We start from the raw sequence: 23291 nt of genomic DNA, 5'->3' as shown, positions 1-23291 counted from the left end.
CCTACATGTTTTGTATATCTTGCAACTTATCATAGCTTATAAGTTATTAACTTATAAACCCTTTATTACCAAAGAATAGCGGTTTTGACATTCTACTCTTCTAAAAAATAGTAGTAAGGTTAACCTAGCTACAAACCTAAATTATTGTATCATTTTTCACAGTAATTTACCTCATTTTTTTTAAAAATTCTTATTTTATAAAATTATTAATTATATTAAATGAATATAGACTTCATACCTTTTAGCAAATCTGTATAATGTTGAAACTTGTGGAATTTTATATAATTAAATTTTAATCTTTTTGGAAGGAAATTCAAGTTGAATGACGAAATAGAATAACTAGATGATCATAACATATACAATAAATATTCGGTCGATAAGGAAGCACCTTTCACCTATGAACAAATCATATGGAGGAAGGTGTTTTTGCATTATGTACGGTAAGGTTCGAAGCGCTTGTTTAAGTGGAATTGATGGCAAAGAAATCGAAGTTGAGATTGATATTTCAAATGGTCTACCTCAAATCAATTTAGTCGGCCTTGGAGATTTGGCTATTAAAGAGTCTATTGAAAGAGTGAGAGCTGCTATGAAAAATTGCGGATTCACCTTTCCACTAGAACGCATCACGATCAATCTTGCACCTGCTGATTTACGTAAGGAAGGAACCTCGTTTGATTTGGCTATTGCTACAGGAATTCTCATTACGAGCGGTCAAATAAAGCTTGAAGACATCGAGCATACACTACTTGTTGGTGAGCTTGCACTAGATGGAACAGTAAGAAGTGTACCTGGTGTCCTATCCATGGTGCATACAGCTAAACAAAATGGGATAACGCGTATCGTTGTACCTATCGGTAATATTCGCGAAGCTATACTCATTCATGGAATTGATGTGTTAGGAATCACTAGTTTGCATGACTTGAGGCAATTAGATCAAACAAGAATAGGGCCAGAGCAATTAACTCGATTGACTTCTAATGGAGACTTGGATTCTACATCGATCACAACTGATGTTCACGAGGATTTTGTAGATGTAAGTGGACAACAGCAAGCCAAACGAGCCTTAATGATTGCAGCTGCTGGCATGCATAATATTATCTTAATAGGACCTCCTGGAACTGGAAAAACGATGTTAATTCGTAGACTGCCCACTATCATGTCTTGCATGGCTGAAGATGAAGCATTAGAGGTTACCAAAATATATTCTGCTGCAGGTATGCTTAGCGATCAATCTCGATTAATTGAGCAGCGTCCCTTTAGATCACCGCACCATACCGTAACTTCAGGCGGCCTCGTTGGAGGAGGTTCCATACCTAAGCCCGGTGAGGTCAGTCTAGCCCACAGAGGTGTTCTATTCCTAGATGAATTACCTGAATTTGCTCGCAGTGTACTTGAAGTGCTGCGTCAACCACTCGAAGATCGAATGGTAACAATCGGTCGTGCTAGAGCTGTATATACGTATCCAGCCAACTTCATTCTTGCAGCTTCAATGAACCCCTGTCCTTGTGGTTATCTCGGTGCGGATAGTGCGGCTCATCCTTGTATCTGTTCACCATTAAAGGTTCATCATTATCGGTCGAAGCTATCTGGGCCTCTACTTGACCGAATTGATCTTCATGTCGAGGTGACTAAACCTGATTTTGCTACATTAACTAGTAATGAGAAGCCTCTATCTTCAAATGATATGCGGGAAGCTGTGAATCGAGCAATTTATGCCCAGCAAGAGCGGTATCAGAAATTAAACATTCGGTTTAACGGTGAGCTTAATGGTAAACATCTTCGCTCATATTGTAAGCTTGAAGCATCAGCTCGCAAAGTACTCGAGTCTGCGTTTGATGCACTTGGATTAAGCGCACGCGCGCATGATCGCGTATTACGTATAGCTCGTACAATTGCGGATCTAGAAGGAAGCCCTGATATTCAGCTATCTCAGCTTGCAGAAGCTTTGCAATATCGGAGTTTAGATAAACAAATTGCATAGCTTGTTAGATAAGTGAAGTGCTTAGCTTACTTACTAAGAAAAGTGCTTAGCCTGCAAGATAAGAAAAGTGCTTAGCTGGTAGCTAAGCACTACTTTAGAGTTAAAGAATTCATATTTCTTCAGTTTATAAGTAGAATTCTTTAGCTTTTTAACCAAAGTTCCAAACTATCTTTAAATACCTTCTGTATAGTTCGTCAAGTCTTTCTGTAGGATCTTCTAAGTCACTCGCACATGAACTTGCAAACTCTATAAGATGTTGAATTTCTTTATCGATAAAATCATTAATAACAACAACTTGTCTTTCAAGATTTAATTCATCTCCAGAGATTTTCCTACGTAATAGTTCATCAATCTCTTTTTTCAACTGAACATCTGTTATTAGATCTGACACTAAATCTTGAAAAAGAATCGGAGGATTTGTATTGTATTTCTCTATCCATTTACACGCTAGAATTGGGCGTAGCACATAAAAATATTTCTTGATCTTAACTTGTTCACCCTGTAAGTATTCTCGGAAATTACCTTTAGCCATACTTAAGTAATGATGAAGTGATGCTCTAGGTGAGAACACCTCTTGTCTTAATTTCAACATTTCATCTTTAAATCCATATGATTCGTAATACACTATTTCAGATACCAACCACTCAAGTAACGGTGGATTAGATTTCCGGAAAAGTTTTAATGCTTTTCGAATATCCCAACCATTAATATCAAGCAGGTCATTTATAGGTACTTCAATCACATCCCTCTTGTCATCAATAGAGAGATACCAATCAGGATGTCTGATATATACAAATCTCACATCGTAGTCACTATCTTGGGACGGGAATCCCCATGCACGACTGCCTGATTCAACCGCAAATAAAACCTTTACATTATGTATTTGTTCAATCTCTTTAAGTTTTTCGATTATGATTTCTTTCATTGCGTTCTCCCTCCTTTTATAACTCGAAGTGAACCTTCATTGCCTTTTTCTTGTTTCAACTAATTTACTACCAGTATTATGGCTCAACACCAAAATCAGTGCTTGATATAGATGACCGCTGCGAGGACGGATTGTCCTTACGATCGCTGCCCACCCCCAGATTTCTTGATCATATACCGCTTATAGCGGTAGAAATCCGGTGTCAAAGCATACGCTTACGAAGTAGTTTTCCTTCGGAAAACTTGTAGGCGAACGCTTCGCTTCTCCAGGACAATTCCGCCCCCTATAGCTTGCTGAAACGTTGCAATATCTAAGCTTAGATAAAAGAAGTGCTTTGCTGACTAGCTAAGCACTTCTCTAGTATCAAATTTTTCATATCTCTTCGCTCATAAATTCAGTTAGAAAGCTGCAATCATATGTTCTAGATGCATCAGTTCCAGATTGTATTTCAGCTCAACCGTAATAACATCAAATCGAATTGCCCTAGCATGTTGATGGTGCTGATGTAAGTATACTTGCGCGGTATCTCGCACCTGCTTTTGTTTACGATAGTCTATCGATTCCTTAGCCGTCCCAAATCGCCCTGACGTCTTGCGTGTGCGGACCTCTATAAAAATTAGTTTCCCGTCCTGCTCGGCAACAATGTCAATTTCACCAGTTCTACATCGCCAATTCCGGACGATTATTTGGTACCCGTTATTCATAAGTGCCGAAGCCGCAAGCTCTTCTCCCAGCCTACCTGTCGCTTTTCTATGATCATTTTTAGGTCCACTGTTCATCGGTCTGGATGATCCTTTAGTCGTGCATCGGAACGATAAATAAAACTGAGCACTTCAGCAACTAACTGATATAGTTCTGACGGAATTTCCTGATTTAAGTCAAGCTTAGAAAGCACTTCAACAAGCGACTTATCCTCTTGAATCGGAACACCATGCTCGCGCGCTTTCTCCAATATAGCATCCGCAATAGCACCGTTACCCTTAGCTATAATAGTCGGTGCTGCATTCGGTTGCTCTGGTGCGTATCGAAGTGCTACCGCTTTCTTGATTGTAGACTTAGACTGCTTCATGCCCGCAGGTCAACCCCCTTGTACGGCTTCGGTTGATAAAATGATTGCGGGTCCTTACTCCCATCAAGTAAATTGGAGGACTTCATTTCCTTCTGCTTGGAATGATCCGGGAATGGCTTGCACTGCATTGACATAAATTGATAGCCCATGGCTTGCAGCCCAGTGGCAATTTCCTCACGAGATGCTTCTAGTAGTTGTGGAATAATAGGATGGTCATTATGTACTTGCAAGGAAACAATAGAATTAATCACTTGCACGTCAACTAAGGTATCACCCATAGCTTGTAATTGTAAATCAAACAACAATCTACAGTTACTTGGGTCTAATGATTCACGGCCCTTCTTTCGAGATTGGATATGTACAGATGCTGTCTGCTGTCCATCTCCATTCGTGAATGGTATAAATAGCGTTAAATGGGTTAACGGTGAATTCCGTTCTGCACTTAAAAGCAATTGTTGTCCTGTAATTTGCTGAGCCGTATTCGCCATAGCATCTTTGAGTACTGGTGGTAAATCATCCGATTTGGATAAGGCGAGCAGTAAGCTCTTAAGGGAGTCACCTGGTAACTGTTGTGCTACTTCTACTGGATTCGGATTTTGTAGAAACTCTCTACCTTGACGAACAAAATCAATCGCAGCTGCATCGGCTTTCATAAGCGTATTAGCTATAGCTTGCATATTGGGATTAGTATGCGTGCTCTTAGCCAGCAGTTGCTCGTGATCAACACCGAGCAGCTTAAACGCACTGCCAATCCAGCCGCCATTAGACTCAGAAATGGCGGCTGGATTGGCAGAAGCGACCGCCTGCGCAGCGGATTGCCCCGCAGGCGCAGGCGGTGTAGCAGCAGCGTTAGCTTGCGCTGCTGCTTGCGCAGCGGTCCCGCTTGGCGGACCGCTTGCAGTGCTTGCGCCGCCCGGCGTAGCGGAGGCGGCAGAGCTCGCGACTGGCGTAGCCACAGTCGCGGCTTGCGCGGGCGCGCTGCTTGCAGCGCCCGCAGGAGCTGCAGCGACCTGCGGTGAGCGGCCGCTGTTTCCACCAGCGGCTGCATCTGCCGCTGATAATGATGCTTGCGCAGCGATCTGCGAAGCTGGCGTTCCATTCCCTGCAGCAGAAGACGCAGAGGATACAGCTGCTTGTGTTGTCGTACCCGCAGATTGTGATGCCGTTGATCCTGCCGTTGTACCTGATATTGTTACTGTTCCAGCACCACTTGTTATACCCGTAGGTTGTGATCCTGTGGCACCTCCTGTTGTCCCAGCAGACATTCCAGCCACTCCAGTTGTTGTTCCTGCAGTTCCCCCTACTGTCGTCCCATTTGGTGTCCCCACTGTTCCCGCAGGCTGTGTACTTGTTCCTGCAGATTGAGCAGTTAGTTGCCCTTGTGCTCCGAGAAAACCTGATCCTGCTACCGTCGTTGCAGGCTTCCCTACAGTCGCTTGTGTTGAACCATCCACTGTAACAGATCCCGCACTCCCATTTCCTGCTAGTGGTCGTTTACCGTCATTAGCTGACTGATTACCTTGATCAGGACCAAGCTGACTTAGTTGCTGCAAAATTTGTAATACCTTACCAAGTCCAGCACGTGTCTGTTCAGTAAGATTAGTCCCTTGTGACTGCAACACAGCTTTAATTTCCTTCTCTAATCCTGCTAACCGATCCGTTAATGGATTCCCATCCACCATCACCTCAGTTAAAGCTTGAAGCACGCCGGGACTCATAGGTAATCCTCTTGCATTGGCCACAGCCATGGCTTGAATCCAAGGCTTAACCTCTATATTCGCTGGTTTAGCAGCTAACATTTCGGCGAATTTATCTACGTTCTCTTTGGTTAAAGGAACACCAGCACTTTGCATCTGAAGAATTAACTCTCGATTAACAGATGAGTCCTTTAACCCGAATGATTTGAGCATATCTGCAAACGCCACATCAGAGGAGCCACCCCCACTTATAGCGACTGGCTTAAGAATAATTTGTCCTGAGGTCGATTCACCTTGTACCTGAAGCATCGTACCTTCTCCTTGTTGAAGTGGAGCTTCTAGTTTAGCTCTAACCTGTACGCCATTAATAGAAATAATAGCTTCTTGGTTCCCAAGGTCCTGTTGCACAACTCCACGTACGACTTGGCCTGGCTTAAGTTCCATGACTTTCGCCTCTGAAACTTGAGGCTCACCAATTACAGAACGAAACATCGAATTAATATTCAATACGATCACCCCGGTTCATTAGCCTTCTGATTGTGATAATCACAAGGAAGGTCTATGTATGTTATATCGGTATTTTTCGTTCGATAATCAAGAAGGAACGTTGCATCCTCTTTTATAAAAAACAATCCATAATGATCGAAAACATTTCATTGATCTAGAACATTCATTGTTCTAAAATAATTCACCTTGCTGAACCAAAATCTTGGATAGAAATGATGTCCGATGCAGTTCAGTAGACCCATTCTCGATTATTTTTTCACGATGTAGCTTAGTTCCATATCCTTTGTGCGAAGCAATCCCGTATTCGGGAAATTGCATATCCCATTGTACACACATGCGATCACGCGTAACTTTTGCAATTATGGAAGCAGCAGCTATAGATTGGCTTAACGCATCTCCATGTATGATTCCTAACTGAGGTATAGGTAGATCAATTTTCTCTGCATCTACTAACATATAGTCTGGCTGCGGATCTAGCTGTTCGACCGCTTCTTTCATTGCTAATCTAGAAGCAGCTTTAATATTAATTCGCTCAATCGTTACTACATCGACGATCCCTATACCAATTGAAATCGCATTATCCATAATGATTTTATAGAGCGACTCTCTCTTTTTCTCACTCAGTTTCTTAGAATCATTTACACCATCTATTATTAATCCTTGAGGTAGAATGACAGCCGCAGCGACGACATCACCGAATAAACATCCTCGCCCGACTTCATCAACCCCTGCAATATAAGATAAACCTTGCGCCCATAGTTCTGATTCATGTTCTAGCAACTTGAAACCGCTCCTCTGTTCTCCAGTTCAATATTCCTTGTCCCATTATACCGAAATCATGCGATTAGAACCATAAAAACGGTTAAGTTGTATAGAATTCAGCGATTAACTCATATCTGTTTATCACCTATTCCAGTATCATATATAATTTAATATCCCGAATAAAAAGAGCCAATCGAAGTAATCGATTGACCCCTTAAACTCATTTAATCTTCCCAAACATCATCTATTAACTTAGAGATTGACTTGGTTCTTTCCTGCGTCATGGCTTGATTCTTGATCCACTTTCCATTTTTAAGTTCAACTACGTCGCCCTCTTGTACGCCGCTAGCAACTTGTTCCTTCGGTATATCTGTCGTACTGCCATTCATTTCAATAACGTAATAATCTCCTTCTTTACGGTCCACGATTCCTACCATGGAAATGACCTACCTTTCGGTAATAAATTCGATTTTCTTTCCATCCGTAACACTACTAACGGTACCATTTAAATCGTTGCGATAGATCTGAATTCCTTTTTTGCTTAAGCGATTCAATGCTCCTTCTGTTGGATGACCATATTTATTGTCCTTACCTACTTGAATGACTGCATATGTAGGTTTAACTTTATTCAGAAATGAACTTGTAGACGATGAATTTGAACCATGGTGTCCAACAGACAGAACGGTAGAACTCAAATCTGCATTAGAATTCAACATATCCTTTTCACTTTCTCGTTCCGCATCTCCAGTGAATATGTAGCTATGTTGTCCATAGGTCACTTTAACCACCGCGCTTGTGTCGTTCAAATCTTCGTAAGCTGCTTTAACTGGAGCAAGCATCTTTACTTGTATTTGTTCGTCCCAATCAAGTGTAATTCCTGCTTTGGCTGTCGTTACCTTAAGCCCTTTATTTTTAATTGTCTTCAGCAGAGTCTCATATGTTTTCGTCGTATTAGAGGCTTTGGGCATATATATTTTACCAACATCGACTTTATTAATAATGGTACTTGCTGTACCAATATGGTCTGCATGCGCATGTGATAATACCAAGATATCAATTTTATTGATCCCATAATCCTCTAAGTGTCCTAGCATGATTGATTCTTTATCGATATCACCAGTATCAATGAGCATCACTTTGCCAGTTGGTGATATTAATAGTTGGGAGCTCCCTTGTCCAATATCCAGATAATGTACGGCCAATTTTCCTGTGGTATCGATTTTATTGGTGTCTGACCCATTCGAGGCATTATCATCGCCGATTAAAACAGAGCAACCAACAAGACCAAGCATAAGAATAACAATAAATAACAATCTGTAGATGTGTTTAAATTTCATTTCGCTGATATCTCCTTATGACTTTTTTACACGATAAATATGCAGCTGACACTACATATATTAAAAAACGATTTTGCAAATGTACCACAATTCACTTAAATCTGTCCAGTTGAAAGTAGAATACACGTTCTCTTTTTAATGAGAGTTTTTAAAATTTGTTTGCCCCATTTTTCCCGCCCATTTATTGATATACAATGATTCCTATGACTCTAGGCAATTATGGAGTCTTCGGCTATACAGTCCACATATCATGGTCTAAGGAGTGGATGAATATGCCAAAATACCGCATAATCGTGGACTTGTCTGATCGCAAACTATATTTACTTGATGGTAATATTGTCGTAAGGGAATTTCCGATTGGTGTTGGTAAAATGCTTACTCAGACCCCAAGAGGTGAATATACTATAATCAATAAGGAACTTAATCCGGGCGGCCCATTCGGTGTACTCTGGATGGGATTATCTAAGCCACATTATGGGATTCATGGTACGAATGACCCCTCTTCTATTGGAAGACAAGTTTCACACGGCTGTATTCGTATGTATAACGAAGATGTCCTACAGCTTAGCTCACTTGTTCCCATTAACACGCGCGTGACAATACGCCTTTAACCCCATCTATCATGTAATGATAGTACTACTATTCCTGTTATCTAGCAGACGTGACCGTTACATATTACTCCAGCAGTTAGTTGCCTACAACAGATTGGATTTGAACTTGTATGAGAATGATCGAATCTTCTTGTTCTTAGACGAACCATTGTAAGTGAAGTTTAGTTAGCACAAAGAAGAGGCATCCGCTCTATGAAAGACGGATGCCTCTTCTCTTTGGTCATTCTATACACGAAGCAACGATTTTAAGCGGGTGAAGGGAATCGAACCCTCGCCTGAAGCTTGGGAAGCTGCTATTCTGCCATTAAACTACACCCGCATGCCCAAATGAAACATAAATAATGATACCACAACATGAAAGTCATAGCAATCCAAGTTATTCCATATACCAAAAGTGGCGTCCCTGTTAGTTAATCCACATTAGGGCAGCCACTATTAGTATTATTTAGGTTGTTCTAATGAAATCCTACCAAGCTTACCACTTCTAAATTCACGTAGTATTAACGAGGAGGTTTTGTCGAGATCTACTCGGCCACCACTTACGAGTGCACCACGTTTACGACCGATTGCTTCCATAACACTTACCACTACTGTATTATCCTCAAGTTCCGCAGCTTCTGGTAAGTCATCAATGTCAAATCGTTCACGAAGAGCATTCGGATAACAAGCAGCTAAATATCGGATCAAATGAAAAGCAACCTCATCCAGATGTAGAATCTGTTCATTAATAGAGCCAATTGCAGCTAATTGGTAGCCTACTGCTTGGTCTTCGAACTTAGGCCACAGAATTCCTGGGGTGTCAAGAAGTTCCATCTCTGTACCTACTTTAATCCACTGTTGACCTTTCGTTACACCAGGCTTGTCGCCAGTTGCCGCAATTTTACGACCCGCCATATGATTAATAAGGGTTGATTTACCGACGTTCGGAATACCAACAATTAATGCACGTATCGGACGAGGCTTAATGCCTTTACGAATTTGAGCTTCAATTTTAGCACTATTCAACTTCTTGACTCGAGGGATAATTTCTTTGACCCCTTGTCCTGTAGAAGCGTCAAGTGGAAGTGCATCAAGGCCTTTAGTCTCAGCAAAAAAACGAATCCAATCTGCTGTAACCTGCGGATCAGCTAAATCGTTCTTATTCAATACAACGAGCCGCGGTTTGCCTTTTAGAATCTCATCGATCATTGGATTGCGACTGCCCACAGGAATACGCGCATCTAGCAATTCAATTACAACATCGATCAACTTCAATTTTTCTTGTATTTCTCTTCTCGCTCTGGTCATATGACCAGGGAACCACTGTATGGTCATATTACTACCTGCCTAATCAACTAATTTAATTTCGGATAATGGCCAGAATATAAGATCTGCCCGCCCAATAACGCTTTTCTCATCAATAAAACCAACGTCTGGATCACGACTATCTTTGGACACCGGACGGTGATCACCTAATACGAATAACTTACCCTCAGGAACTTTGGACTCTGGGTAGCTTGTTAGGTTATAAGGTCTCCCCTTCTGCTTAGCTTCATCCAACGCTTCCTTCAAGTACACTTCATCAATTTGCTTGCCATTGACATACACGTTATCTAACTCTACCTTCACAGTATCGCCCGGTAGGCCAATTACACGCTTAATATAATCTTCTCTCTCATTAGCATGGAAGACAACAACATCTCCATAGCCTGGTTCACCGAATCTATAAGCAAGTTTATTAACAATCAATCGTTCTGCATCATAAAAATTTGGCTCCATGGATGGACCTTTTACTTCAAAAGGCTGGAATAAAAAGCTGCGAACAACAAAAACGATCGCAACGGCAATTAGTAATGCCTTAATCCATTCCCACGCTTCATTCTTTTTTTGGGGAGCACCGGGTTTAGTTATTTCCTTGTCCGATGTCTCTTCGTTTATCAACTGATCACGTCCAGTAGATTCCATAAGCCAACCCTCTCTTCTTGCTTCACATCGAAAGCTTTTTTAAGGTTATATAGAATTGTGTTACCAAAACTTGTCCATTCTATACAACTAAAAAGGGGCTTGATAAACAAGCCCCCATCTGTCTTATCGAATTTCTTTAATTCTCGCTGCTTTACCACGAAGGTTACGCAGGTAATAAAGTTTCGCACGACGAACTTTACCACGACGAGCCACTTCGATTTTCTCGATCTTCGGTGTATTTAATGGGAAAGTTCTTTCCACACCAACACCATAAGAAATCTTACGAACTGTAAACGTTTCGGAAATACCACCGCCGCGACGTTTGATTACAACGCCTTCAAACAGCTGAATACGCTCACGGGATCCCTCGATAACTTTTACGTGTACCTTAAGGGTATCGCCTGGACGGAAATTAGGAAGATCCGTACGAAGTTGTTCTTTTGTAAGTTCTTGAATTAGATTCATTTCATGACTCCTCCTTCCACTCAGGTGTTCATTCCGCCATTGCTTTGAATCATAGATCCAAAAGATACGTAGAGGACCACCGAACTAAAACCAATACAACATTTGATAGTATACCATATGCAGAGAGTGAATACAAGACAAAAGCTGATGAATCTCATTAAATAAGCTAGTAGATGGCAATTTGGTACACCTTCACATCGGAATTCCGAGGATTGCACACACCTTCTCCATTCGTGTCTGTGTTAGGAATAAGCATTTAAACACACAAAAAAGAGTGACGCTTTATTTTCTCTTCGTCACCCTGTTTCTTACCAATTCACAGTTATTCTTTTTTCTGAGAGCGCTTGTCTTGCAACCATTCTTGCTTCCACTTTAATTGTTCCTTGGTTAATTCAAGACCTTCCAGCATGTCTGGGCGACGTTCAAGTGTGCGGAGAAATGATTGCTTACGGCGCCAAGTCTCGATATTTAAGTGATGACCTGACAGTAGAATATCGGGAACATGCATATCGCGAAAGCTTACCGGACGCGTATATTGAGGATATTCGAGTAAACCCGTTGAGAAGGAATCGGTGACAGCAGAATTCTCATTACCAAGCACACCTGGTAGCAAGCGAGCAACAGAATCAATGACTACCATTGCAGGTAACTCACCGCCTGTTAGTACATAATCACCTATCGAAAGCTCGTCCGTTACAAGATACTCACGGATCCGTTCGTCGTAGCCTTCATAGTGACCACATACAAATATCAAATGGCTTTCCTGTGAGAGTTCTTCTGCTTTCTTCTGAGTAAACGTCTCACCTTGCGGGCACATAAGGATAACACGAGGCTTTGATGTGGACTGATTCTGAACTTCTACACCTGTCAGAGATTCCACGGCTTCAAATAAAGGTTCTGGTTTAAGCACCATTCCCCCTCCGCCGCCATAAGGGTAATCATCAACTGAATTATGCTTATCTTTCGTAAAATCACGAAAGTTGATCGTATTTAATTCTACAAGTCCTCGATCTTTGGCTTTACCAAGAATAGAGGATGAGAACACACCTTCGAACATTGCGGGAAATAACGTTAATACATCTATTCTCATTCGTCGAGTAAACCCTCCATTAAGGACACGATGACTTTCTTATTCTCAACGTCAACCTCTAATACAACATCATCAATTACAGGAATCAGCAATTGTTTACCTTTGGGACGCTTAATTACCCATACGTCATTTGCACCAGGAGCTAGAATCTCAATGATTTCACCAAGCTCTTCACCCTCATCAGTTACTGCCATGCAGCCAATGATTTCATGGTAATAAAATTCTTCTTCATCTAGCTCATTTTGATATCGTTCTTCAATTTTGAGCAAGCTACCCTTAAATTTCTCTACTTCATTAATATTGTGAAAATCTTTGAGGGAGATAATATACACTTTTTTATGTAAACGTGACGTTTGTACGGTTACCGTAGTTTTCACTCCATTAGCAGCCTCAATGACAAGTATACTTCCTGGTGCAAAACGCTGCTCTGCAAAATCAGTGTGCGGTACAACTTTGAGCTCACCGCGAATACCATGTGTGTTTACAATCTCTCCAACTGTATGTAAGGGTTCATTCATATGCTAATTACTTACCTCCTAATGGATAATTACGCTTCTGCCATCTACTTATATACATGAAGAAACGACGAGATATACAGTAATTTTCGCAAAAACTGCGAACAAGATGCATTTCTTAAGTTATTTTTAGAATTTATGAGCAACGTGATATAGATTCTGTAACACAGAAAAAGGTTAGGAGTATTCCTAACCCTTCTCTTAAGAGACAATCTCTACAGTCACACGTTTGCTTTGCTTAACTGCTGCGGATGTTACGACGGTACGGATCGATTTAGCGATACGACCACCTTTGCCAATAACTTTACCAACATCACTAGGATGAACAGAAAGTTCATAGGTAAGGCTCTTGTCGCTTTCGACCACATTCACGCGCACATCCTCGGGATGATCAACGAGCGCCTTCGCGATAACGATGATTACATCTTTCATAATACCCTCCAAGGGTGCAGATTATAGCCGCTAACCTTATTTCTGTTGTTTTAGCTCATGAAACTTAGTCATAATACCAGCTTTGCTGAAAAGATTGCGAACAGTATCAGATGGTTGTGCACCTGTTTGTAACCACTGCAATGCTTTTTCTGCATCGATGTTAACCGCTGCTGGTTGAGTAACCGGGTTATAAGTACCGATTTCCTCGATGAAACGACCGTCACGTGGTGAACGGGAATCAGAAACGACTACGCGATAGAAAGGAGCTTTGTGAGCACCAATACGTTTTAAACGAATACGAACTGCCATGTAATTTCACCTCCTCCAAAAAATTAAACCTTATATGTTCACACCGGTAACCGGTATAACAGGATTGCTATATGCTAGAAAGGGAATTTAAAGCCTTTGCCCATTTTCCCTTTAAGGCCTTTCATACCTTTGCCCTTAGGGCCCATCATACCAGAGAATTGCTTCATCATCTTCTTCATATCTTCGAACTGCTTGATGAATCGATTTACTTCTGTGATGGTATTACCTGAACCTGCTGCAAGACGCTTGCGTCTGCTATGGTTAAGCAGCTCAGGATGAAGTTTCTCTTCTTTGGTCATGGATTTGACGATCGACTCAACTCGTGCAAGCTGCTTATCGTCTACCTTAATGTCCTTAAGTCCCTTCATCTTGTTAGCACCAGGAAGCATATCGAGAATCTGGTCGAGCGGCCCCATCTTGCGAACCTGCTCCATCTGCTCAAGGAAATCTTCGAACGTAAATTCAGCTGTACGCATTTTACGTTCCATTTCTTTGGCCTTCTCGGCATCGATGCCAGATTGAGCTTTCTCGATCAGCGTAAGCACATCGCCCATGCCGAGGATCCGTGACGCCATGCGTTCCGGATGGAACGGCTCCAAGGCGTCAAGCTTCTCACCCATTGCGGCGAATTTGATCGGACAGCCGGTTACGGCTTTGACCGATAATGCTGCACCGCCGCGTGTATCCCCGTCGAGCTTCGTGAGCACGACGCCTGTTAACGAGAGCTGCTGATGGAAGTTCTCCGCGACATTGACGGCATCTTGCCCCGTCATAGCGTCGACTACGAGCAGCACCTCGTCGGGCTCTACAGTTGCGTGAATATCACGCAACTCTTGCATGAGCGTCTCATCGATATGAAGACGCCCCGCAGTATCGATGATCACGTAGTCATGACCGTGATCTTCTGCATGCTTCAGTCCGGCTTTAGCAATCTCAACCGGACTCACCTGATCGCCCATTGCGAATACAGGCACCTTCAATTGCTCACCGAGCACTTGAAGCTGTTTAATAGCTGCAGGGCGATAAATATCGCCGGCTACGAGTAACGGCCGACGACCATCCTTCGTTAGCAGCTTGGCAAGCTTACCTGAGGTGGTTGTTTTACCAGCACCTTGCAAGCCGACCATCATAATAACCGTTGGGGGCTTGTTCGAACGAGCAAGCTTACTTTGCGTTCCACCCATCAATGCGGTTAATTCTTTATTTACTATATCAATAACAACCATGCCTGGCGTGAAGCTTTTCATGACTTCTTGTCCAATAGCACGTTCTTTTACTTTGGCAACGAACTCTTTAACGACTTTAAAGTTAACGTCCGCTTCGAGTAGTGCTAGGCGAACCTCACGTAGTGCTTCGGTGACATCTTCCTCCGTTAGCTTACCCTTGGTGCGTAGCTTACTAAAAACGGCTTGTAAACGATTCGACAATCCTTCAAATGCCATGGGCGCTCACCTACTTCCTACTCTCTAATCGATCCGTTCAATTGCTTGTAATAGGATACCAGCTTGTTTCTGTATATGGTTCGTTCTCTCTTGACATTCGGTTTCACTTAGCAACGATTCAAGCTCGCTAATCAGCTTCCGCCTTTGTTCGTGCTTAGCAAGTAAACTCAGTTTAGCTTCATAATCATCGAGCATAACTTCCGCTCGTTTAATATGCTCATAAACTGCTTGACGTGAGATTCCAAAGTTCTCGGCAATCTCTCCCAAGGTGTAATCATCGTGAAAATAATGACTCAGAAACGTTCTTTGCTTCTCAGTTAGCAGGGGTTCGTAGAAATCAAACAACAAATTAATTCGATTTGTTTTTGCGAGTGCTTCGTCTTTCATAACTCCCCGCCTCTACATCTGACCTGTTGTCAAGGTAAATACCTTAACACTTTCAACATTACCTATCTTACTTGATCACAAATTGAATGTCAAGGCTTTTACATTGACAGCAATATGAAGTAGCTTCCATATAGAATTTGTTAGTTTCTTATACAGTTCTAAATGCCTACTCCTTGCCTTCTTCTGCCCATTTGCCAAACAACGCATGTACGAACTGCTCGGAATCAAACGGCTGTAAATCATCCATTTTCTCACCAAGTCCTACGAATTTAACCGGAATTTCTAGCTCTTGACGAATCGCAACCACGATTCCACCCTTTGCTGTACCATCAAGCTTAGTTAGAACAAGTCCTGACAAACCGGCTTTATCTCCGAACATTTTGGCTTGACTTAAAGCATTCTGACCTGTCGTCGCATCAAGAACAAGTAAAGTCTCATGCGGAGCATCTGGAATTTCGCGCTTAATGACACGATAAATTTTGCCAAGCTCCTCCATTAAGTTAACTTTGTTCTGCAATCTTCCTGCAGTGTCGCACAACAACACATCGACGCCACGATTCTTAGCCGCTTGAAGCGCATCATACATGACCGCTGCTGGATCAGAGCCTGATTGCTGCTTAATAACATCTACACCTACACGCTCTCCCCATGTTTCAAGCTGCTCAATCGCAGCGGCACGGAAGGTATCCCCAGCTGCCATCATGACCTTCTTGCCTTGGGACTTGAACATGTGCGCCATTTTACCAATTGTAGTTGTTTTACCAACACCGTTAACTCCGACAAACAGAATTACAGTTAGACCCGAAGATGCCATGTTAAGCGAACCATTCTGAGTACCAGACAGTAACTCGACTAGTTTCTCTGTCAAAATAGGCTGTAATTGGCTTGGATCTTCAATCTTCTGCTTCTTCACTTCTGCACGAAGCTCTCCGATTAGATTCATCACTGTCGTAACCCCTACGTCAGCTCCGATCAGAATTTCTTCAAGCTCTTCATAAAAATCTTCATCAATTTTCTTCGTCCGAGAGAATAAATCCTCTACACGCTCAACAAATACATCCCGTGTTTTGGATAAGCCCTCTTTGAACTTATTAGTAACCTGTTCTGCTTTGTTTGATATGCTTTGTTTCAGTTTTTGAAAAAAACTCATATTGTTCTCTCCTGTCTGCAGTGCTGTAGTGTTCTACAGTGTGTTGCAGTATTTTACGGTGTGTAGCATTTGCCTTTGCGCATATTTATGCGAGCATAGCACTTTCATCCTCTTCTAAACGAACAGATACTAGCTTCGACACACCCGCTTCTTCCATTGTGACTCCATAAAGCACATCTGCTTCTTCCATTGTCCCCTTACGGTGTGTTACTACGATAAACTGAGTAACCTGCGAGAACTCACGTAAATATTCAGCAAATCTCGTTACATTGGCTTCATCAAGTGCAGCTTCAACCTCATCTAAGACACAGAATGGAACAGGCTTCACATGCAAAATAGAGAAAAGCAACGCGATCGCAGTAAGTGCGCGCTCTCCACCAGATAATAAGCTTAGATACTGCAGCTTTTTGCCTGGAGGCTGTGCCAAAATATCAATACCAGTTTCAAGTAGATTATCTGGATCTGATAATACCAGATCCGCACGACCACCGCCAAATAGCTTGGCAAAAACGACTCCAAAATGAGAGCGAATTGCATCATATGTCGCCTTAAATCGCCTCGACATTTCTTCATCCATCTCGCGGATAACCCCATAAAGAGTTGTTTTGGCTTCAATTAAATCATTCTTCTGCGTGAACAAGAATTCATAACGCTCCGAGACACGAGCATATTCCTCGATCGCACCTAAATTCACATCACCAAGATAAGAAATTTGCCGTTTAAGCTCCCTGACCTCTTGCTGGATCGGTCCGATCTGCTCAGGTGCAGGATAACGTTCCTTAGCTAGCTCGTAACTAAGTTCGTACTCTTCGCCTAGCTTCTTAAGTAAGTTATCAAGTTCAACGTCGAGTCGATTGACTCGCACTTCGGTTGTCCTTAGGCCTTCTTCTACGACCTTCAGTTGATTTCGCTGCTCACGTGTTTCGTTCTCGACCTGCTGAATAAGATCTAGCAAACCAGTGCGATCTGCTCGTTTAAAATCAATTTGCTCTGAGCAAGCATTACGACGAATTCTTAGATCATTCAATTGTTCAATCTGTTTAATCGACTCCTGCTCATTCATCTCAAAGCTTGCATGGAATTGTTGTAGTCGTTCACGGCTTGATACAAGCTCATTCTGAATCGTTGTAACATCTTGCTCTAATCGTCTTTGTTCAGCAAGCAGTCCTTGCTTTTCTTGCGTAACCGAAGCTACTTTCACTTTAAGCCCAGTCAATTGCTCCTGTAGCTCTTCTTTAGCTGAATCACTAGCCTTGCGAGCAACCTCTGCTACACGAAGCTCTTCACGCAGCCGATTTTCTTCTAACTGTAGCCGATTAAGCTCTTGTAAACTCTGTTCCTTCACTTGCTCATGCTCGGTCTTCTCCAGTTCTAAAGAATCACGATCCTGTGTATCAAGCGTTAGTCCATCTTCAATCGTTCTATATTCCGATTCATGTGCGTTTCGTTCAGCAAGCAAAGCCTGCTCCTCTATTCGCTTAGTTTCTCCCTGCTCCCGCAAATCCACTAGCATAGTGTTAACTGATGAAATTTCAGATTTGACCACTGCTAACCGTTCAAGCAATTCTTTAACCTGTACCTCGGTTTCTGTAATTTCCTTCTCGAGCTCTTCGACTTGTCTCTGACGACCCAGCAAATTCGCATTTTTCTTTCCTTGTGATCCACCTGTCATCGAACCACCAGCGTTAACAACATCGCCATCTAATGTTACAACACGAAAGCGATATTGAACCTTGGCTGCGATCCGGTTGGCATCTTCAAGCGTCTTAGCAATGATCACATTACCTAGTAAACTACCAAAAATCGAACTGTATTCTTGATCAAAACGAATTAAATCAACCGCAATCCCGACAAATCCTTCTGCGGTCTGCATTGATTTACGTTCACCTTCTGAAATCGTCCGGCTTTTGATTACATCCATCGGCAAGAAGGTAGCTCGTCCAAGCTGTCTACTCTTTAGGAAGGCAATTGCTTCACGACCATCTTTTTCCGTCTCAACGACGACATTTTGAAGTGCTCCCCCGAGAGCAGTCTCAATTGCTACCTCAACGTCAGCAGGCACACTAACAAGCTCAGCCACAGCTCCACGGATCCCGCGTAGAGCTTGTCCTCTATCCTTGGCTTTAAGCACTTCTTTAACACCGTGCACAAAGCCATCATAATCGTTCTGAAGCTCAACCATGGTATCACGACGAGAGGTTAGTGCATCTCTTCGACCTTCCCACTTACGAACCATTAGAGATGCCTCATGAGCTAGCTGTTCCTTCTCTTTGAGGAGATTACTTACTTCTATATAACGTTCTTGAATTTGTTCAATCCCTTGTGCGGCTTCTTTAATTCTTAAATCCAAACTCTCACGGCGACTCACGAGCTCCGCACGTTGGTCTGTCCACTTTTGTCTCTCGTCCTCTAATTTAAGAAGTCGTTTAATCAGACTTTCAACCTGAGAATCAGCGTAACGGATCTCATTACGAACTTGTGCCATTTCATTCATCACATCAAGCATTTCGGCTTTACAAGCCTCTTCAGCCTCAAGTGCAGCACTAGCACTTACGCCAAGCAGTCGTACTTCCTCCGCAGCAAGCTGCTGCTCGAGTTCTGTTAACTGAAGTGTCACTCTCTCTAGCTTCTCTCGTTGTTCACCAAGCTCCGTTTCTTTATTCGTCAAGCGTTCCTCTTGTGAAGCAATACTTTGGGTGCTCGAAATGCGATTGTCCTCTAAATTCTTCTTGCGTTCCTTAAGAACCTCGCCATATCCTTCACATTTCTCAACTTCTTCACTAAGTACTAACAACGAACTTTGTAGTACATTTAATTCTTCTTCAAATTTACGAGCATCTAATCGATGCTGCTCAAGCCCAGCGTCATGCAAGCTCACTTCTGTTGATAATGCCAGTTGTGAATTACGAAGTTCAGTAAGCTTGGCATTCTCCAATTTCCATGAGGAATGAATGCCATCAATTTGATGCACATATAAGGTGATTTCACTGCTTTTGAGCGTGTCCTTTAGCGTTTTATAACGGACTGCCTTCTCAGACTGCTCTTTAAGAGGTTCAACCTGTCCCTCCAGTTCGGATACAAGGTCATGAATACGTAACAAATTCTGCTCCGTATCCGCGAGCTTCTTCTCCGCTTCTTTCTTACGGGACTTATATTTGACGATACCGGACGCCTCCTCAAATATACCCCGCCGTTCCTCTGACTTCGTACTCAGTATCTCTTCAATTCGGCCTTGTCCGATAATCGAATAAGCTTCCTTACCAATCCCTGTGTCCATGAAGAGCTCCGTAATATCACGTAAACGGCACTGCTGTTTATTGATAAAATACTCGCTTTCCCCGCTTCGATGGACTCTACGTGTTACCGTCACCTCGGCAAAATCTAGTGGTAATGCCTGTGATGCATTATCTAGAGTGAGAGACACTTCACCGAAGCTAACAGCACGCCTAGAATCACTTCCCGAGAAAATAACATCCTCCATCTTCCCGCCACGAAGGCTTTTGGCACTAGTCTCACCAAGCACCCAGCGTATTCCGTCGGAAATGTTACTCTTGCCGCTCCCGTTCGGTCCGACGACAGCCGTAATGCCTTTAACAAATTCCAGCTCCGTTCGATTCGCGAACGATTTAAAGCCAGACAATTCAATCCGTTTCAAAAACATGGTTTCACCTCAAAGTTTTGGTTGCGTCATATATATGACGCTACGAGCCTTGCGAACAAAACTCGCTTCGGAAGCATAAGCTTTTGTTTTGGTTGCGTCATATATATGACACTACGAGCCTTGCCAAGAAGAAACGGCTTCGCCGTCCTATAAGGACGGATGCGTTTCTTAAGGTGAATACTAGAAAGTATAGGTGTAAAACGTATACTTTCTTATTCACGAACAAAACTCGCTTCGGAAGCATTCTCAAAATTTATATATGTTAGCATTCTGATAGGATGCTATTGATCATGCTAAATAGTCTACGAGCCGAATTACTAGCTCATACTATTGTATCATATCACGACCAAATGCTGTAGAAGCTTTATAAACAATACATTCTAGTAATAACAAACTAAATCCCTAATTGGTAAAACTCGCTTTTGGGAAATCCGTCTAGTCATTCCGATCAGGACCATTACAACTTTCAGGGCCAAACTACCTTTGTGGGCATTTCATTTGTTTGGCTGCATTCCATACATCCAAATCTTACATAATAGTCTGTTTGTAGATGTTTGAATGCAATATGTGCAATCAAATCCGAAATGCTTGCATGATATTGCAGTTTTCAAGCTTTTTGAATGTATGAAATACAGGCAAATACTGATAATTGTGCTTGATCGTTATTTTGAATGTACGAATTGCAACCAAACTGCTAAAGCTTTCGCCTTGAAGGGACTTTGAAGCTAAACCAGACCATTATGGTTGTAACGAAATGTTGTATTAGTATTTTCTATAATCGCTAGAACCCCCAAAAATGGCCTAGATGAACGACACCTATAATGTTGTACAGATGCTGACCTACACTCGCTTATAAAACAAAAGAACAAAGAAAAGCGACAACATATCGCATTTCTTTGTTCTTCTCTCATACTGCAATTGCATAATATGATGATTTACTTCTGCTTCACTTCAACGTTTACATTCATTTTATTCAGAGCTTCAGCTGCTGCACCTTGTTCTGCTTCTTTCTTAGACCGACCGAAGCCTTGCCCAAGAATTGTTGTATTTAAGAACACTTGTGCAATGAATTCTTTCTCATGTGCAGGTCCACGTTCTTCAATAATACGGTATTCCAGCGATCCCATGTTGTGCTGTTGAATATGCTCTTGAAGAAATGTTTTGTAATCGACAACCAAATGTTTACCCGCAGAAGGAATTTTACCAAATACATATTTACGTAAGAACGCGCTTGCTGCATGTAACCCTTGATCTAAATATAAGGCCCCTATGAACGACTCGAATACGTCGGCAAGTAGAGAAGGACGTGTTCTTCCACCCGTTAGTTCCTCCCCTTTACCAAGAAAGACATAAGCTCCAAAATTGAGTGCTACCGCAAATGCGACTAACGAAGGTTCACAAACAATCGATGCGCGTAGCTTTGTAAGTTCTCCTTCTGAACGATCTGGGAACATGTCGTATAAATATTCAGAAACTGCAAGTTCCAAGACAGCGTCACCGAGAAACTCCAATCGTTCATTATCTTCATGGCCAGTAATACGATGTTCGTTCACATAAGATGAATGAGTAAATGCCTGTCTAAGTAGATCCGCATTTTTAAATGTGATGCCAAGTTCTGTTTGTAATATTTTTAAATTTCGATTCATGTGCCAATTTCACCACCTCAAGAGACTGACCTTTACGTCCTGTGTAAAAGCGTGCTCAAATGAATTTGAACACGCTTTATTGGTCATTGAATGATTCTGTTATGCTTCGTATTTCTTCATAATAATCGTGGCATTATGTCCACCAAATCCAAATGAGTTAGACATTGCAACCCGAACATCTGCTTTACGAGCCGTGTTCGGTACATAATCCAAATCACATTCTGGATCAGGATTATCCAGATTAATGGTTGGTGGGATAATTCCATTCTTAATCGCTAAACCGCAAATGACCGCTTCTACACCACCAGCTGCTCCAAGCAAATGACCAGTCATCGACTTAGTTGAGCTAATAGCGACCTTATAAGCGTGTTCACCTAAAGCTTTCTTGACTGCTGTTGTCTCCGAAATATCACCGACAGGTGTCGATGTACCATGAGCATTGATATAGTCGATTTCACTCGCATCAATACCAGCATCTTTAATTGCTTTAGCCATGCACCGTGCAGCTCCATCTGGATCTGGATCAGTCATATGATGAGCATCACTACTGAGTCCATAACCGATTACCTCTGCATAAATGTGTGCACCACGGTCTAAAGCATGCTCTAGTGATTCCAAAATGAGCACTCCAGAGCCTTCACCCATAACAAAACCATCACGATCTTTATCGAATGGACGGCTAGCTTTCTCTGGCTCATCATTGCGTGTTGACATTGCACGTAAAGCATTAAATCCTGCAACTCCTACAGGTGATATCGTTGCTTCAGCTCCGCCACAAATCATGACATCAGCATCACCACGTTGAATCATTTTGTAAGAATCACCGATTGAATGCGTTCCCGTTGCACAAGCAGTAACTACTGCTGTATTAGGGCCTTTCGCTCCAGTGATCATCGATATTTGGCCTGAAGCCATATTCGCGATCATCATTGGAATGAAAAATGGCGAGACACGCTTGGGTCCTTTTTCAAGGAGAATCCGGTGCTGCTCTTCCCATGTTGTCAAACCACCGATACCAGAGCCGACAATAACGCCGACACGATCTGGGTCAGGTTCTTGCTTAATATCAAGCTTAGCATCTTGAAGTGCCTTAAGAGATGCAACAACCGCGAATTGAACAAAGCGGTCCATCCTTCGAACTTCACGTCTTTCAATAAACTCTTCTGGATTAAAATCTTTAATGGAAGCCGCGATCTTCGTTGGATATTCACTGGTGTCAAAAGACTCGATGTTCGAGACTCCGGATTTTCCAGAAAGCAAATGACTCCAGAAGGTTTCAATATCTTGTCCCAATGCGGAGACAACGCCTACACCCGTAATAACGACTCTTTTCACTCATTTACCACCTCTATACAATTAAC

The 23291-nt window shown here is 42.2% G+C and carries 22 protein-coding genes and 1 tRNA gene; 2 read left to right on the top strand and 21 right to left on the bottom strand.

Features of this window, described 5'->3' with window-relative positions:
* Nucleotides 1-433 precede the first annotated feature (433 nt).
* Nucleotides 434-1981, top strand: coding sequence for a YifB family Mg chelatase-like AAA ATPase (locus AC1DOK_RS05505; RefSeq protein ID WP_477553239.1), 1548 nt, complete (start codon nucleotides 434-436; stop codon nucleotides 1979-1981).
* Nucleotides 1982-2129: 148 nt separating this feature from the next.
* On the opposite strand, the gene AC1DOK_RS05500 is transcribed toward AC1DOK_RS05505, so the two are convergent.
* From AC1DOK_RS05500 to AC1DOK_RS05470, 7 genes are all read right to left on the bottom strand, one after another.
* Nucleotides 2130-2906, bottom strand: coding sequence for a nucleotidyltransferase domain-containing protein (locus AC1DOK_RS05500; protein ID WP_477553238.1), 777 nt, complete (start codon nucleotides 2904-2906; stop codon nucleotides 2130-2132).
* Nucleotides 2907-3304: 398 nt separating this feature from the next.
* Nucleotides 3305-3685, bottom strand: coding sequence for a YraN family protein (locus AC1DOK_RS05495; RefSeq protein ID WP_477553237.1), 381 nt, complete (start codon nucleotides 3683-3685; stop codon nucleotides 3305-3307).
* A complete protein-coding gene (locus tag AC1DOK_RS05490; RefSeq protein ID WP_477553236.1) occupies nucleotides 3682-3975 on the bottom strand; it encodes an EscU/YscU/HrcU family type III secretion system export apparatus switch protein in 294 nt (97 codons plus the stop codon). Before AC1DOK_RS05490 ends, AC1DOK_RS05495 begins: the two co-directional genes overlap by 4 nt.
* Complete coding sequence (locus AC1DOK_RS05485; RefSeq protein WP_477553235.1) at nucleotides 3972-6179, bottom strand: hypothetical protein; 2208 nt, start codon at nucleotides 6177-6179, stop codon at nucleotides 3972-3974. Before AC1DOK_RS05485 ends, AC1DOK_RS05490 begins: the two co-directional genes overlap by 4 nt.
* 171 nt (nucleotides 6180-6350) lie before the next feature.
* Nucleotides 6351-6959: a ribonuclease HII gene (locus AC1DOK_RS05480; RefSeq protein WP_477553234.1), complete on the bottom strand. Its 609-nt coding sequence runs from the start codon at nucleotides 6957-6959 to the stop codon at nucleotides 6351-6353.
* Nucleotides 6960-7165: 206 nt separating this feature from the next.
* On the bottom strand, nucleotides 7166-7378 hold the full coding sequence (locus AC1DOK_RS05475; protein WP_477553233.1) for a DUF3006 domain-containing protein: 213 nt from the start codon (nucleotides 7376-7378) through the stop codon (nucleotides 7166-7168).
* A 9-nt stretch (nucleotides 7379-7387) separates the two neighbouring features.
* A complete protein-coding gene (locus tag AC1DOK_RS05470; protein ID WP_477553232.1) occupies nucleotides 7388-8278 on the bottom strand; it encodes a ComEC/Rec2 family competence protein in 891 nt (296 codons plus the stop codon).
* A gap of 272 nt (nucleotides 8279-8550) precedes the next feature.
* Between AC1DOK_RS05470 and AC1DOK_RS05465 the strand changes: the two genes are divergently transcribed.
* Nucleotides 8551-8889 carry a L,D-transpeptidase gene (locus AC1DOK_RS05465; protein ID WP_477553231.1) on the top strand — a complete coding sequence of 113 codons (339 nt, stop codon included), beginning with the start codon at nucleotides 8551-8553 and terminating at the stop codon, nucleotides 8887-8889.
* A gap of 248 nt (nucleotides 8890-9137) precedes the next feature.
* Here the strand turns inward: AC1DOK_RS05465 and AC1DOK_RS05460 are convergent.
* The 14 genes from AC1DOK_RS05460 to fabF form a co-directional block, all read right to left on the bottom strand.
* Nucleotides 9138-9208 (bottom strand) — tRNA-Gly (locus tag AC1DOK_RS05460).
* A gap of 122 nt (nucleotides 9209-9330) precedes the next feature.
* A complete protein-coding gene (gene ylqF, locus AC1DOK_RS05455; RefSeq protein WP_477553230.1) occupies nucleotides 9331-10203 on the bottom strand; it encodes a ribosome biogenesis GTPase YlqF in 873 nt (290 codons plus the stop codon).
* A gap of 12 nt (nucleotides 10204-10215) precedes the next feature.
* Nucleotides 10216-10833: a signal peptidase I gene (lepB, locus tag AC1DOK_RS05450; RefSeq protein WP_477553229.1), complete on the bottom strand. Its 618-nt coding sequence runs from the start codon at nucleotides 10831-10833 to the stop codon at nucleotides 10216-10218.
* A gap of 123 nt (nucleotides 10834-10956) precedes the next feature.
* Nucleotides 10957-11298, bottom strand: a complete 342-nt coding sequence (gene rplS, locus AC1DOK_RS05445) for a 50S ribosomal protein L19 (RefSeq protein WP_477553228.1) — start codon at nucleotides 11296-11298, stop codon at nucleotides 10957-10959.
* Between the two features lie 322 nt (nucleotides 11299-11620).
* Complete coding sequence (gene trmD, locus AC1DOK_RS05440; RefSeq protein WP_477553227.1) at nucleotides 11621-12388, bottom strand: tRNA (guanosine(37)-N1)-methyltransferase TrmD; 768 nt, start codon at nucleotides 12386-12388, stop codon at nucleotides 11621-11623.
* Nucleotides 12385-12906: a ribosome maturation factor RimM gene (rimM, locus tag AC1DOK_RS05435; protein ID WP_477553226.1), complete on the bottom strand. Its 522-nt coding sequence runs from the start codon at nucleotides 12904-12906 to the stop codon at nucleotides 12385-12387. The genes trmD and rimM overlap by 4 nt, the downstream gene beginning before the upstream one ends.
* A gap of 198 nt (nucleotides 12907-13104) precedes the next feature.
* A complete protein-coding gene (locus tag AC1DOK_RS05430) occupies nucleotides 13105-13335 on the bottom strand; it encodes a KH domain-containing protein (RefSeq protein WP_477553225.1) in 231 nt (76 codons plus the stop codon).
* A 36-nt stretch (nucleotides 13336-13371) separates the two neighbouring features.
* Nucleotides 13372-13644: a 30S ribosomal protein S16 gene (gene rpsP / locus AC1DOK_RS05425; protein ID WP_477553224.1), complete on the bottom strand. Its 273-nt coding sequence runs from the start codon at nucleotides 13642-13644 to the stop codon at nucleotides 13372-13374.
* A gap of 74 nt (nucleotides 13645-13718) precedes the next feature.
* Nucleotides 13719-15086: a signal recognition particle protein gene (ffh, locus tag AC1DOK_RS05420; RefSeq protein WP_477553223.1), complete on the bottom strand. Its 1368-nt coding sequence runs from the start codon at nucleotides 15084-15086 to the stop codon at nucleotides 13719-13721.
* A 24-nt stretch (nucleotides 15087-15110) separates the two neighbouring features.
* Nucleotides 15111-15473, bottom strand: coding sequence for a putative DNA-binding protein (locus AC1DOK_RS05415; protein WP_477553222.1), 363 nt, complete (start codon nucleotides 15471-15473; stop codon nucleotides 15111-15113).
* A 166-nt stretch (nucleotides 15474-15639) separates the two neighbouring features.
* Complete coding sequence (gene ftsY / locus AC1DOK_RS05410; RefSeq protein WP_477553221.1) at nucleotides 15640-16623, bottom strand: signal recognition particle-docking protein FtsY; 984 nt, start codon at nucleotides 16621-16623, stop codon at nucleotides 15640-15642.
* 85 nt (nucleotides 16624-16708) lie between these two features.
* Nucleotides 16709-20284, bottom strand: a complete 3576-nt coding sequence (smc, locus tag AC1DOK_RS05405) for a chromosome segregation protein SMC (RefSeq protein WP_477553220.1) — start codon at nucleotides 20282-20284, stop codon at nucleotides 16709-16711.
* Nucleotides 20285-21219: 935 nt separating this feature from the next.
* Nucleotides 21220-21930, bottom strand: a complete 711-nt coding sequence (gene rnc, locus AC1DOK_RS05400) for a ribonuclease III (protein WP_477553219.1) — start codon at nucleotides 21928-21930, stop codon at nucleotides 21220-21222.
* 99 nt (nucleotides 21931-22029) lie between these two features.
* Nucleotides 22030-23265 (bottom strand): beta-ketoacyl-ACP synthase II, encoded by a 1236-nt coding sequence (fabF, locus tag AC1DOK_RS05395; RefSeq protein WP_477553218.1) that lies wholly within the window; start codon nucleotides 23263-23265, stop codon nucleotides 22030-22032.
* Between the last annotated feature and the right edge of the window lie 26 nt (nucleotides 23266-23291).

The sequence above is a fragment of the Paenibacillus sp. P5_B5 genome (assembly GCF_056400365.1).
This window is presented reverse-complemented; position numbering and strand designations above follow the sequence as displayed.

Bases quoted from the DNA above. Each gene is read 5' to 3' on its own strand.
- AC1DOK_RS05505 (WP_477553239.1), top strand. From the start codon at position 434: ATGTACGGTAAGGTTCGAAGCGCTTGTTTAAGTGGAATTGATGGCAAA.
- AC1DOK_RS05500 (WP_477553238.1), bottom strand. From the start codon at position 2,906: ATGAAAGAAATCATAATCGAAAAACTTAAAGAGATTGAACAAATACAT.
- AC1DOK_RS05495 (WP_477553237.1), bottom strand. From the start codon at position 3,685: ATGAACAGTGGACCTAAAAATGATCATAGAAAAGCGACAGGTAGGCTG.
- AC1DOK_RS05490 (WP_477553236.1), bottom strand. From the start codon at position 3,975: ATGAAGCAGTCTAAGTCTACAATCAAGAAAGCGGTAGCACTTCGATAC.
- AC1DOK_RS05475 (WP_477553233.1), bottom strand. From the start codon at position 7,378: ATGGTAGGAATCGTGGACCGTAAAGAAGGAGATTATTACGTTATTGAA.
- AC1DOK_RS05470 (WP_477553232.1), bottom strand. From the start codon at position 8,278: ATGAAATTTAAACACATCTACAGATTGTTATTTATTGTTATTCTTATG.
- AC1DOK_RS05465 (WP_477553231.1), top strand. From the start codon at position 8,551: ATGCCAAAATACCGCATAATCGTGGACTTGTCTGATCGCAAACTATAT.
- ylqF (WP_477553230.1), bottom strand. From the start codon at position 10,203: ATGACCATACAGTGGTTCCCTGGTCATATGACCAGAGCGAGAAGAGAA.
- lepB (WP_477553229.1), bottom strand. From the start codon at position 10,833: ATGGAATCTACTGGACGTGATCAGTTGATAAACGAAGAGACATCGGAC.
- rplS (WP_477553228.1), bottom strand. From the start codon at position 11,298: ATGAATCTAATTCAAGAACTTACAAAAGAACAACTTCGTACGGATCTT.
- trmD (WP_477553227.1), bottom strand. From the start codon at position 12,388: ATGAGAATAGATGTATTAACGTTATTTCCCGCAATGTTCGAAGGTGTG.
- rimM (WP_477553226.1), bottom strand. From the start codon at position 12,906: ATGAATGAACCCTTACATACAGTTGGAGAGATTGTAAACACACATGGT.
- AC1DOK_RS05430 (WP_477553225.1), bottom strand. From the start codon at position 13,335: ATGAAAGATGTAATCATCGTTATCGCGAAGGCGCTCGTTGATCATCCC.
- rpsP (WP_477553224.1), bottom strand. From the start codon at position 13,644: ATGGCAGTTCGTATTCGTTTAAAACGTATTGGTGCTCACAAAGCTCCT.
- ffh (WP_477553223.1), bottom strand. From the start codon at position 15,086: ATGGCATTTGAAGGATTGTCGAATCGTTTACAAGCCGTTTTTAGTAAG.
- AC1DOK_RS05415 (WP_477553222.1), bottom strand. From the start codon at position 15,473: ATGAAAGACGAAGCACTCGCAAAAACAAATCGAATTAATTTGTTGTTT.
- ftsY (WP_477553221.1), bottom strand. From the start codon at position 16,623: ATGAGTTTTTTTCAAAAACTGAAACAAAGCATATCAAACAAAGCAGAA.
- smc (WP_477553220.1), bottom strand. From the start codon at position 20,284: ATGTTTTTGAAACGGATTGAATTGTCTGGCTTTAAATCGTTCGCGAAT.
- rnc (WP_477553219.1), bottom strand. From the start codon at position 21,930: ATGAATCGAAATTTAAAAATATTACAAACAGAACTTGGCATCACATTT.